General features: G+C 68.4%; 10 protein-coding genes. 6 read left to right on the plus strand and 4 right to left on the minus strand.

The annotated features are described in order from the left end of the window. Positions 1-319: 319 nt before the first annotated feature. The 6 genes from ACZ6S0_RS52685 (at position 320) to ACZ6S0_RS52710 (ending at position 5,759) form a co-directional block, all read left to right on the plus strand. The gene (locus ACZ6S0_RS52685; RefSeq protein ID WP_465928692.1) at positions 320-1,429 is read left to right on the plus strand and encodes a phosphotransferase; all 1,110 of its coding nucleotides are present in this window, start codon (positions 320-322) and stop codon (positions 1,427-1,429) included. 167 nt (positions 1,430-1,596) lie between these two features. Beyond that, the gene (locus ACZ6S0_RS52690; protein ID WP_465928677.1) at positions 1,597-3,018 is read left to right on the plus strand and encodes an ATP-binding protein; all 1,422 of its coding nucleotides are present in this window, start codon (positions 1,597-1,599) and stop codon (positions 3,016-3,018) included. Positions 3,019-3,114: 96 nt separating this feature from the next. Beyond that, positions 3,115-3,531, plus strand: a complete 417-nt coding sequence (locus ACZ6S0_RS52695; protein ID WP_344893228.1) for a roadblock/LC7 domain-containing protein — start codon at positions 3,115-3,117, stop codon at positions 3,529-3,531. After that, positions 3,528-3,887: a DUF742 domain-containing protein gene (locus ACZ6S0_RS52700; RefSeq protein ID WP_465928679.1), complete on the plus strand. Its 360-nt coding sequence runs from the start codon at positions 3,528-3,530 to the stop codon at positions 3,885-3,887. Before ACZ6S0_RS52695 ends, ACZ6S0_RS52700 begins: the two co-directional genes overlap by 4 nt. Positions 3,888-3,909: 22 nt before the next feature. Then, positions 3,910-4,476 carry a GTP-binding protein gene (locus ACZ6S0_RS52705; protein WP_465928681.1) on the plus strand — a complete coding sequence of 189 codons (567 nt, stop codon included), beginning with the start codon at positions 3,910-3,912 and terminating at the stop codon, positions 4,474-4,476. Further along, complete coding sequence (locus tag ACZ6S0_RS52710) at positions 4,473-5,759, plus strand: cytochrome P450 (RefSeq protein WP_344893219.1); 1,287 nt, start codon at positions 4,473-4,475, stop codon at positions 5,757-5,759. Before ACZ6S0_RS52705 ends, ACZ6S0_RS52710 begins: the two co-directional genes overlap by 4 nt. 534 nt (positions 5,760-6,293) lie before the next feature. Here the strand turns inward: ACZ6S0_RS52710 and ACZ6S0_RS52715 are convergent. From ACZ6S0_RS52715 to ACZ6S0_RS52730, 4 genes are all read right to left on the minus strand, one after another. Then, positions 6,294-7,877, minus strand: coding sequence for a hypothetical protein (locus ACZ6S0_RS52715; protein ID WP_465928684.1), 1,584 nt, complete (start codon positions 7,875-7,877; stop codon positions 6,294-6,296). A gap of 46 nt (positions 7,878-7,923) precedes the next feature. Beyond that, positions 7,924-8,250: a helix-turn-helix domain-containing protein gene (locus ACZ6S0_RS52720; RefSeq protein ID WP_465928686.1), complete on the minus strand. Its 327-nt coding sequence runs from the start codon at positions 8,248-8,250 to the stop codon at positions 7,924-7,926. After that, a complete protein-coding gene (locus ACZ6S0_RS52725) occupies positions 8,247-8,687 on the minus strand; it encodes a hypothetical protein (protein ID WP_465928688.1) in 441 nt (146 codons plus the stop codon). Before ACZ6S0_RS52725 ends, ACZ6S0_RS52720 begins: the two co-directional genes overlap by 4 nt. Positions 8,688-8,835: 148 nt before the next feature. Continuing rightward, positions 8,836-11,325, minus strand: a complete 2,490-nt coding sequence (locus ACZ6S0_RS52730) for a hypothetical protein (protein ID WP_465928690.1) — start codon at positions 11,323-11,325, stop codon at positions 8,836-8,838. Between the last annotated feature and the right edge of the window lie 222 nt (positions 11,326-11,547).

The following is an 11,547-nucleotide window of genomic DNA, read 5'->3' on the forward strand; positions in this document are numbered from 1 at the left end:
CCACGACTACCTCCCAGCTTCCAGAGACAGCCAGCCTGACGGGTCCACCAGCCGAGATCAATTACCCGGCCAACGTTCCGGGACGGCCCACTAGCTAGGGGCCACTAGGTGGTAGCTGAAGGCGAACTAATCCGGCATACTCCGCAGTGAGCAAGATCCATTGTCAGGACCTGCGCCTCGGGCTCAAGGAGATCAATCGTTGGACAGCGGCGTGAGTAACAGCAGCCCAGGGGTGGTGGTGGCCAAGGGCGTCATCCGGTACAGCGGCCACGCCCTCCGGGAACAGATCACCCGGAAACGAGCGATGCGCTTGGCTGATGTGCCTGTGCGGACAAGGGAGGTCACCAGGGAATGGCTGACCGCCGCCTTGTGTGGCGGGCACCCCGGCGCGGCCGTCGAGTCGTATGTCGTGGAAGACGTGAGCAGCGGCACGTCGAGCCGCTGGCGGGCGACCGTCGCCTACAACAGTGTGGGCCGCGACGCCGGCCTGCCCACGGCGCTCTTCGCGAAGACGAGCCGGAGTTGGACCCAGCGCCTCCTGCTGGGCATGGCCGACGTGCTCACCGGCGAGCCGGGTTTCTACACCCACATCCGGCCCGGGCTCGACATCGAGGCGCCCCACGGCTACCACGGTGCGGTCGACGCGGGGTCGGGGCGCTCGATCGCGTTGATGGAGGACATCGTCGCGACCAAGAACGTGACCTTCTGTACGCCCCAGACGCCGATCTCCCGTTCGGAGATGGAAGACCTGCTCGGCGGCATGGCGACCTGGCACGGCAGGTACTGGAACAACGCCGAACTGGACCGCCACGCGTTCCTGCGGAAGATGCCGGGGACGTTCATCGGCAACCTGGCCAAGTTCGCCGGGCTGAAGAAGCGCAGCGTGGTCGGCGTCCAGCGGGCCAGGGCGGTGATGCCGGAGGCCATCGTGCCCCTCCACGAGGACCTCTACCAGGCACTGTGGCGGTCGTTGGAGCTGGCCGGACGGGGCCCGCTGACCCTGCTGCACGGCGACTCGCACATCGGCAACGTCTACAAGACGGAGTCGGGCCGGCTGGGCTTCGGCGACTGGCAGGTCGTCATGCGCGGAAACTGGGCCTACGACGTGTCGTACACCATCGCGACCGGGTTGGCCGTGGCCGACCGCCGCGAGTGGGAACGCGACCTGCTCGCCTTCTACCTGGACCGTCTCGCGGCGGCCGGAGGCGTGGCGCCCGACTTCGAGGCCGCGTGGCTCGCCTACCGCCAGCAGATGCTCTGGGCGTACTTCGGCTGGCTGCTGTCCATCGGGCGCAGCTCGATCCAGCCGAAGTTCCAGCCCGACTCGATCAGCCTCGGCATGCTCGAGCGCGCCTCGAACGCCCTTCTCGACCTGGACACGCTGGGTGCGGTCGGCAACTCCGCAGTCCGACAGCGCCGAACCGGCTGATGCATCAGTGCACTTCTGTGGCAATCTGCAGCTATTGGTGACTACGTGCCCACAAAGAGCGAAGATTCCCATACGATTTGATCGGAGTCTTCGCTGAACGATCCGATCCCCGCCGAAGCCGGGGCGGCTTGCCCTCCCGTCACCAATCGCCGACGAGGAACTGCTCGATGTCAGTACAGATACCTGTTCGCCGTCAGGCACGGCGCCTGCCGACGGGGCAAGCCCTGCTCGTACCGTCGGTCACCGCAGCCGTCTTCGGAGGCGTTGCCCTGCTGGTAGTGGCCGTGGCGCCGCCTGAGGGGCGCACGCTTCTCGCCTGGAGCCTCGGGATCGCCGCCGTCCTGCTGTGCGCCGCGGTCACGATCACGATGTACGGCAGGCAGCAGGCCGACGAGCTCCGCGACCGCCTCGCGGCGATGGACGCGGACATCGTCCGGCTTGCCGATCAGACCCTGCCCGCCCTGGTCCATCGATTGCGCGCCGGAGCGTCCGCGGACACCGCGCTCGCCGAGATCAACCGCCCCGCCGACCTGGCCCACCAGCGCATCCTTTGGACGCTGGCGCAGGAGATCGGCAAAGGAGACCGCATGCGCGCGGCGGCGATGTCGGCCTGCGCGAACGCCGCGAGCCGGGTCCAGGCGCTGGCCACTAGCATGCTGGCCGATCTCCGCGAGATGGAGGAGCGCCACGACGAGAAGGTGCTCGGCGACCTGCTGAAGCTCGACCACAGCACCGCGCAGGCGGGCCGGCTGGCCGACAGCATCGCGGTGCTCACCGGCGCCCGGTCTGGCCGGCGCTGGACCAAGCCGATCGTGATGGAGAGCATCATGCGCGGCGCGGTCGGCCGCATCAACGCCTACCAGCGGGTCCAGGTGCACTCGTCCAGCACCGTCGAGATCGCCGGGTACGCCGCGGAGGGCGTCATGCACGCCCTCGCCGAGTTGATGGACAACGCCACCAGCTTCTCGCCTCCCTCCGAGGAGGTGCACGTGTACGTGGAAGAGGTGAGCACGGGCGTCGTGGTCACCATCGAGGACTGCGGTCTCGTCATGAGCGCCGCCGCGCTGCGCCGGGCCCGGCAGGCCGTCTCGTCCGAGCCCTTGGACCTGACGACACTGTCAGGCACCCGACTGGGTCTGGCGGTCGTGGGCTGCCTCGCCCGCAAGCACGGTCTGGTGGTCTCCTTCAGACCCTCCTCACGCGGCGGCACGGGAGTGGTTGTCATGATCCCGCAGCAACTGATCGCCCAGGTCGCACGGAACTCCCCGGCGTACGAGCCGCGCGGCGAGGCCGTCCCCGGCCGTCGGTCGTCCACCGCACCGGCCCAGCCCACCGGCCCATCCGCGCCCACCGGCCCGATATCCGTGCCCGCCCCGGCTGTTCCGGACGGTGAGCCGTATGGGCTGCCCAAACGGCGGCGCGGCCAGACGCTCGCGGCGGCCTCCCCGACGGCTCAGCCGGCCGCACCGGCGGACAAGACCACCCGCCCCCGCTCCGACCCCGCCAAGTTCAGCGCTTTCCGTCAGGCCAGCCGGGGGACCGGCATCGGCAGCGGCACCCCTCCCCACGAGGAACGGGACACCCAATGACCGCCGTCCCGATGCCACAGCCGGATCAAATACGACAAACTTACCGATTGGAGGGAGGGGCCGTCCTCCCGATGGGGTGACCGTCCCGCGTATCCGATGAGAACCTCAGACCGCGACCTCGCCTGGCTGCTGGAGAACCTCCTGGAAAGGACGCCGCAGACCCGGTACGCCCTGGTGCTGTCGAAGGACGGCCTCAAGCTCTCCCACACGCGCGCGCTGTCCGTCGACCGCGCCGACCAGTTGGCCGCCATCGCCTCGGGCATTCAGAGCCTGTCCCATGGCGCGTCCATCGAGTTCGGCGACGGCAGCGGCGGGCTGCGGCAGTCGATGACGGAGTTCCACGGCGGGCTGCTGTTCATCGTGGAGGCGGGCGAAGGAGCCCATCTCGCCGTGGTGGCGGCCGATGACGCCGACCCCGGCGTCATCGGCCACAACATGAACGAGTTGGTGGAGCAGATCGGGGATTATCTGACCGCGCCGCCGCGTCAGCCTCAGCAGAGCCGGGCGCTATGATCTGGCGGCGTGTCCACGGCGAGGACCCGGACCGCCTATACACCGTCACCGGCGGCCGCAGCCGTGTGGACGAGAGCGCCATAGACATGGTGAGCCTCATCGTCAGCGAGTGCGATCCGGCGCCGGGTATGCAGTCCGAGCACGCCAGGATCCTGCTGATGTGCCGCCGGCCGACGGCGGTCGTGGAGATCTCGGCCGAACTGGGGCTGCCCATCGGGGTCGTCCGGATCCTGCTGTGCGACCTGCTCGATACCGGCCGCATCACCGCGCGTCACCCACCCGCGGCTCCCGCCAGGGCGCAACTGCCCGACCTCGCAATCTTGGAGCAGGTGCTAGTTGGACTTCAGAAGCTCTGATCGACCCGACCGTACGCCGCTCATGAGCACGGCGACCACCGGGCTCAAGATCGTGATCGTCGGCGGCTTCGGCGTGGGCAAGACCACCATGGTCCGCTCGGTCAGCGAGATCCGTCCGTTGAGCACCGAAGAGACCATGACACGGGCGGGTGTCGGGGTCGACGACGCGAGTGGGGTGGAGGCCAAGACCACGACCACGGTGGCCTTCGACTTCGGCCGGATCACCCTGAACGAGCAGATGGTGCTCTACCTGTTCGGGGCTCCTGGCCAGGAGCGGTTCTGGTTCCTGTGGGATCGGCTGTTCTCGGGTACCCTCGGCGCGGTCGTTCTGGTGGACGTCCGCCGCCTGGCCGACTCGTGGTACGCCATCGACCGCCTCGAACACCACGGCATGCCGTTCATCGTCGCCCGGAACAACTTCGGTGAGCCCACGCACCCCCTCGAACAGGTGCGTGACGCGCTGTCCCTGTCCGACGAGGTTCCACTGATCGACTGCGATGCCCGCCGGCGTGATTCCAGCAAGGCCGTGCTGCTCGCTCTCGTCAACCACCTCTACACCATGTCCTCCGCCCGTGGGGTATCCCGATGACGAACGCCTTCCACACACCCGACCCGACCTCGTGGTTCCCCGGCACGCCCGCGCCCACCGGCTTTCACGGTCATCCGGGCGCCATGCCTCTGTACGGCCCGCAGTACCAGCAGAACCCGGCCCAGCTCTACCGGGAGATGCGGCAGCGGCATGGTCCGGTCGTCCCGGTTCTGCTCGAAGGCGACATCCCGGCCTGGCTGGTGATCGGGTACCGCGAACTCCGCTACGTCCTGAGCAGCCCTCAGCTCTTCGCCCGCGATTCACGCCGGTGGAATGCCTGGGACCGCATCCCGCCCGACTGGCCGCTGATGGCGTACATCGCCTACCAGCCGTCGATGCTGTTCACCGAAGGCGCCGAGCACCAGCGGCGAGCCGGGGCCGTCAGCGAGGCGCTCGCGGCCATCGACCAGTTCGAGCTGAGATCGCAGTGCGAGCGGATCGCCGACAAACTGATCGACGCGTTCACCGGGCACGGCCGGGCCGACCTGATGTCCCAGTACGCGCACCCGATGCCGCTGCTCGTGGTCGCCGGGACGTTCGGCCTGTCAGAACCCGAGACGCTGCGCCTGGTGGGTGACGTGAGCGCGACGCTGAACGGCGGTGAGGGCGCCATGGAGGCGTACCAGCGGGTCCAAGTCACGATGCAGCGGTTGCTCGAAACCAAGCGCGAGATGCCCGGCCCCGACCTGGCCTCGCGTCTCCTCGCGCACCCCGCCAGGCTCGGCGACGACGAGATCATCCAGGACCTCATCCTGACCATGACCGCGGGCCAGGACACCACCGCGAACTGGATCGGGAACACGCTGCGGCTGATGCTGACCGACGAGCGGTTCGCCGTCACCCTGTCGGGCGGCCGTCGCAGTGCGGGCCAGGCGCTGAACGAGGTCCTATGGGAGGACTCGCCCAGCCAGAACAGCCTGGGCCGCTGGGCCGTACAGGACACCCACCTGGGCGGCCAGCGCATCAGGGCCGGGGACGCGCTCATCCTCGGACTGGCCGCGGCCAACGCCGACCCGCAGGTACGACCCGACTCCCACGACGGCCCTGCCGGCAACCATGCGCACATGTCCTTCGGCCACGGCGAGCACGGATGCCCGCATCCGGCGCCCGAACTGGCCGAGGTCATCGCCTACACGGCCGTCGAGGTACTGCTGGACCGGCTCCCGGACATGATGCTGACCGTGGCCCCCGAGGCGCTCGTCTGGCGCACGTCCATCCAGATGCGCGGCCTGTCGGCGCTGCCGGTCGAGTTCACTCCCGGCTACGCGAGGTCGATTGGCTGAGCCTCAGCAGTCACGATGACACGCCCGGCCGTCGCGGCCCTTGTCGCGGCGGACTCGGCAGGCCCTACTCGAATCACCACCAGCGTTGCCGGCCTCGAAGGTGGTGGCGCGGTGCATGTCCTTCACCGACGTCGTCGCCGCTCGCGCGGCCGACATCGCGGCGCGGGCACTGAACTCGTCGCCGTGGCCGGAGCGCATGTAGCGGGTGGCCGTTGGGAAGACCGACGCCGGCGGCGTCGACGAACTTGCGCCGGACTGTAGACATGTATTGATCGCTGGGAAGGGTGCAGGCGATGCTGATGGTTGACGATCAGCACGGGGTCCCGGCAGTAATGGCGCAGGATCCAACGGATATGCCTCTCACCTGTGCTTGTGCAGAGGTCTCAGGCTGGTGGGCCAGACCTGAGCCCTGCCTGTCAATGCAGGCCAGAGGCATATCTGTTGGGTTTCTGCCGAAGCTACGGTGACCCCATGATTTCCCAGAGTTCAGGCGAACTGAAGGGGTTTCAGGATGAACCCATGGGCCTTCAGCTTTCATAGGGCGTTTGGACCCTTGGGTTCGTCTCGACTGGCGGGGTCTTGTTCCTCGATCATGACCGCGAGGAGGGCTCGGGCGTTTTCGGCGTAGCGGATGGCGGTCTTGGGATCCAGGCCGAAGACGGCGGCAAGGTGGAGAGGATCGGGGCCGTGGGTGAGGGCTTCTTCGAGCTGCCGGTCGACGCGCAGGCGTTCGAGGGTCGCGGCCTGGCCACGCAGCCGGGTCTTGGCGAAGTGGATGGTGCTGACCGGGCCAGTTCCGTGGGCGCTCATCTGGTTGATGAGCAGGTGCGGGTTGGCGGTGCTGGGCCAGCGGGTGCGGCGGTGGTCCAGCCATTCGAGCAGGATCTGGTGGGTGAAGTCGTCGATCGGCCGGGTGCGTCCGGCGATGGTGAGCCGACGGTTGCCCAGGTCGACGTCCTCCAGCAGGAGGGCGCGGATCGCGCCGGGGCGTGCGGCGTGGACGGCGGCGAGCATGAGGGCGAGCCGGGCTGCCGGGGTGGTGGCCGACTGAACGGCCTGGCCGACGTCGTCCGGGGCGAGTGGTTGCGCGAGGCGGTAAGGCTGTTGGCCGACTTTGATGCCGCGGGTGGGGTTGCGGAAGATCTTCCCGGTCTTCCTGGAGAAGGTGAACAGCGAGCGTAGCGAGATCAGCAGTTGGATCCGGCGGGAGCCGGTCAGGTCGTCGAGGGCGGCCAGGACGTCATCGCGGGTGATCTCGCGCAGGTGGTCATAGCGCTGTGACCAGGCCGCAAGGGTGGGCTGGACGTTGTTCATGTGCGACCGGACGGTGTTCAAGTCGCGCGCCTTGGTGCGAGGTCCTCCCCGAGCCAGGGTTCGTAGCCAGTGCTCGGTCTCGGCGCGGATGCCGCCGGCCAGGCCGTCGAGCTTGCGCTCCAGCCAGGCTTCGAAGGAGGGATGCCGATCATCGAGGAGCACGCCCATCTCGGCCAGGACCTCCGCCACCCGCTCGACACTGATGTCCAGGGCCCGGACGGCGGGGAACAACTCGGAGTAGCGGATGACGTCGCCGGCGGTGTGCCGGGACAGCACGACGGTCAAGGCTCTCCGGACGTTGTCGTGCATGCCTCGGCGCCAGCCGTGGGTCTCGCCGAGCTGGTGGGCGACATAGATCGCCCACCTCAGCCAGGGGTTGCCGGGGTCGGCGTCGGTGGCGGCGTCGAAGCGGGTGAAGTCGCGGCGCGCCTCGAGCAGTCGGAACTGGATCCAGCGGATCGGCGGGCGCCGCGCGGGTTCAGGTGGTGGCTTGCGGGGCGCGCCTCGCCGATCGTGGATACGGGGCGGCGTCGTCGAGGCGCCTCGGTTGTTGAACATGCCGGCGAAGAACAGCTGGTGGAAGGTGCCGATCTGGTCCAGGAAGCGGGAGGCGATGGCTCTTCCGCTCGCGGGGCCGCTCGCGTGAGCTTCGGCCCGGGCCTGGTTCCAGCACAAGCGGCAGTGGCGGTTGCGCAGCAGGGCCGGTCGGCCGCACCCGGCGCAGGGCTGCTCGTCACCGCGGTGCTTGTTGCGCCATAAGGTGCAGGCGGCGCAGCGTCGCCCGTTCAAGATGCCCCAGGCCATGCAGTCGATGCAGCTGGCTGGACTGCGTTCGGCGGAGTACGGCATCTCACTCAGGCGGCAGCGAGCGGCCGTCACGCTGGCGTGGTGTCACCATCGGCGCGTTCGAGGCTGCGGTCGCCGCCGGGGCCATTTGCTGGTCGTCGGCCTTGCGCACCTTGTCCGGTTCGGGAATCAGGAGCTCCTCGACACCGCAGTTCAGCACCGCGCAGATGACGTTGAGGTCGTCGAGTTTGATGCTGGCCGGCTCGCCCGACCACAGACCGGACATCTTCCCAGCGCTGATCTTCAGACCGTGCTCGGCGAGCATCCGCTGCAGCTCAGATGCTTTCCAGATGCCGCGGTTGGCGGCGGCCAGCCGCAGGTTCCATCTCATTTGTTCTCGATCTCTTTCCAGGGCGCGGCCGATCCGGCCGGATGTCCGGCGGCGGCTCCTATCGCGGTCGCGGCCAGGGAGAGGTTGACACCGTCCAGGCTTGTGAGCACGTCACGCACGTCGACCGGGATGCCGCCGCTCATGCTCGCGGCGATGCGCAGAACGGCGCGTTCGCCGCCGCTGCAGGGCAGGCGGCCCTCCTGCAAGGCCGCGATTGCCCCGTCCCAGTCGACGAACGCCAGCGCCGTGGCGACGCCGGCGTCGACGGTGATGTACTCGGCGACGAAGTCGGGCCGATGCAGCCAGACGTCGGTGTCGATGAGCAACTCGATTCCTGCCTGGACGCAGGGCAGTCCGGTGGCACCGAGCGTGAGTGCGCACGCCAGTTGGTGGCGGGCCCAGTAGTCGCCGACTGGTCCGGCGGGATGTGCGGTCATGGCGTCAGTCCCTTCCCGAGTCCCGTCAGGCGGGCGGCGGCACGCTGCTGACCTGCGGTCCAAGCGTCTTCGATGTGGGTGCCGGTGACGTGCTCTGGCGACGTCAGATATTGCAACTGTCTGAATGCTTCTGCAGTGGTGGTGGGGATCAGAGCCTTCCCGGTTCTCCGGTCTTGATGAACTCGATAACGGCGTGGCGCAGTTGCTGGAGGAAGTCGGTGAGGTCCTTGGCGACGGGTTCGAACTCGCTGTCTCGGGAGGCCGCGTGAGATCGGTAGATTGTGCCGATGCCCGCCATGGCGTAGAGGATTCCTCCGCCGTCGCTGGCGAACACGACGCCCTCGACGGTGTCGGTGAGCTGGGCGGAGCCTTGCTGATCGAGCTCATCGCGGACGTGGTCAGCGGCGTGGATGAAGTAGCCGTTTCCGATGTCTGGAAGCGAGACTTCGTGAATCACGTGGTAGAAGACCGCGAGGGCGCGTGGCAGTGACTGTTGATGATGGGGCTGCCCGGCCGGGAAGCCTTCGCCGGCTTCAATGATCAGGTTGTCGCCGGGTGGATAGCCGTAGGTGGTCTCAAAGTCGGTCATGAATGGCCTCAAGGCGTGGTCAATCTTGCCGCGCCAGGAGGTCAGCCATGCATTGTCGAGGACATCTGCGCTCACGTGGCCGGTCTCTCCTTTGGGTGTTCGACGCGGAGTGGTAACGGGGCCGGCAACGCGTCGGCTGATATCGGCGGCATAGGCGGTCCAATCGCCGGCGGATGCGCGTTGCCAGGCGACGGCCACCGTGATGTGGATGCCGAGCATGCGGGCCAGGACAGCGGCGGGCAGGTCGGTCGCGAGTTGGAACAGGGCGGTGGAGCGAGCGTGGCCCGAGTGGATGCCGAGTTCGCGCAGGCGTTCGGCGAGCCGGAAGGAGCTGATCGGGCGTCCGGGTTGCCCACCAGGAAACAGCCAGGGCGAGCTGCCTTGGTCGCCGATGGCGGCGTGGCCGCGGCGGGTGGCCAGAAGGTGCCGGATGAGGTCGTCGAGGGGTTCGGGCATGATGACCGGTTCATGTCCGAGACTCAACCGTACTTGCTCATCGTCGACGTGAACGTGGTTGGCGGTGAGGCGGCTGATGGTCGACGGCCACTGGGCGTAGAGGAGCACGAGCAGCCCGGCGACGCGGTCTTCGGCATCGAGGGCGTCGTCGTGGAGCAGGCGGCGGGCTTGATCCCAGCGGGCTTCGGTGTCGAGGACGCGGGAGGGACCGCCCCAGCGGGTGGCAGGGAAATCCAGGCTGGTCAGCTTCTGTTTCTTGGTCCAGCGGACGAAGTGCCCGGTCTCGCGGCGGTGCGTGGTCTGGTCGCTGGCGATCCAGGTGTCCAGGTTGTTCTGCCGACAAGTCTTCAGGGTGAGGTCGTGGGCGGTGAGCCAGTCCAGAAAGCCGATCGCAGCCTTGACGTGTTGGCGGACCGCGACCAGCTGCTCGTAAGTGGTGTCGCTCCCCTGGGTGCGGCGGCGAAGTCGGCGCAACAGGTGCCAGACGGCGTAGCGGAGCAGCAGATGCTGCTGGTCGGGGTCGGCGCGGTCGGCGATGGTGGCGGTGATCCACCGTTCCAGCCGGGCCATCTGCTCGTCGCGGTGGGGCAGCGTGCCGATGGAGACCAAGACGCTGCGCAGGTGCTCGATGGACTTGCTGGGCGGCAGTGCGTCGAGGGTGGCGTGGGTGAGTTCGGTCGCGACGTCCAGACCCTGCAAGATCGCAGGGACAGCGCTCTTGTCGATCCAGGCTGCGACCGTGCCGGGCTGCTCGGCGCTGGTCAATGCCTGGTAGAGAGCGGCAAGGTGCGGGCGGATCTGACCGCTCTGGTCTCCTAGCAGCTCGCGTAGCCGCTGGTCGAGGGCGCATCGGGCGCACCGGCCTGCGTGGAGACGCCCGGCCTCGCCGCAGGTATGGCAGCTGGTCCAGAACCCCGGGTCGGAGCGGGTGCAGGCGGCGCAGAGCGGCTCGGTCTTGGTGCCGCCGCGGACGCGGCCGAACTGGCCGCAGCGCGAGCATCGTGCGCGGCGTTGCTTGCAGGCCCGGCACCAGGGTTCACCGGTGGCTTGAGAGATCACGCAGGGGCCTTGGCGGCCGCAGATGCCGCAGGTCGCAGTCTTCCAGGGACGGCAGCTGGGACAAAGCGGCCCATCAGGTGTGCGGACACTGACCAGCCGCCGACGACCGCATCCGGTGCAGACCTCCTGGTTGGCCGGGTCGGTGATCAGGCAGCGAGGGCAGAGCGGCCTCCCGTCCGCGTCGCGAGTGGCTGCCTCGCGAACGGTCCCGCAGCGCGAGCAGGGTTCGGCTCGGGACTTGGCCACGCAGTTGCGGCAGAGCCGAACCCCGTCGCGGGGTTTGATCAGTGGGATCACCCGTCCGCAGTGCGGGCAGGGCGGCCGGACGACGCCTTCAGCGCCCGCGTCGCAGAGCCGGTCGATCAACCTGAGCACTGCGGGAATGGGTGCGTGCGCTCCGTCTCCGGTAAGCAGGTCGGGCCGGTCCTGAAGCGCCCAGGCCAGCTGATGGCGCTGCCCTGGCCGCGGCACCACCGCCGCGACCACGGCCGATATCACCGACGCTGGCAGGTTCGGATCGATGGACGTGACCACCTCCACCACGATGTCGGTGGGGTCCCGGTCATCGTCGGGTGGGCATCTGACGCAGCGAGGCTGTCCATGCCGGTCACGGGAATGGACCGTGCGGACTTTGCCGCAGGACGCGCAGGGCTCCCGGCGGGGGCCCTCGCCCCGATGTGTGGACACCTTGAGTGCCGGATGATGGAGATCCGGAGACAAGGAGTTCCTCGTGGCGATGAAGTCGTATCCGCCGGA

It is taken from the genome of Nonomuraea sp. NPDC051298 (assembly GCF_055586305.1).

Excerpts from the sequence above, each read along its gene's own strand:
- ACZ6S0_RS52725 (WP_465928688.1), bottom strand. The coding sequence starts at position 8,687 with ATGACCGCACATCCCGCCGGACCAGTCGGCGACTACTGGGCCCGCCAC.
- ACZ6S0_RS52705 (WP_465928681.1), top strand. The coding sequence starts at position 3,910 with ATGAGCACGGCGACCACCGGGCTCAAGATCGTGATCGTCGGCGGCTTC.
- ACZ6S0_RS52695 (WP_344893228.1), top strand. The coding sequence starts at position 3,115 with ATGAGAACCTCAGACCGCGACCTCGCCTGGCTGCTGGAGAACCTCCTG.
- ACZ6S0_RS52710 (WP_344893219.1), top strand. The coding sequence starts at position 4,473 with ATGACGAACGCCTTCCACACACCCGACCCGACCTCGTGGTTCCCCGGC.
- ACZ6S0_RS52715 (WP_465928684.1), bottom strand. The coding sequence starts at position 7,877 with ATGGCCTGGGGCATCTTGAACGGGCGACGCTGCGCCGCCTGCACCTTA.
- ACZ6S0_RS52700 (WP_465928679.1), top strand. The coding sequence starts at position 3,528 with ATGATCTGGCGGCGTGTCCACGGCGAGGACCCGGACCGCCTATACACC.
- ACZ6S0_RS52690 (WP_465928677.1), top strand. The coding sequence starts at position 1,597 with ATGTCAGTACAGATACCTGTTCGCCGTCAGGCACGGCGCCTGCCGACG.
- ACZ6S0_RS52720 (WP_465928686.1), bottom strand. The coding sequence starts at position 8,250 with ATGAGATGGAACCTGCGGCTGGCCGCCGCCAACCGCGGCATCTGGAAA.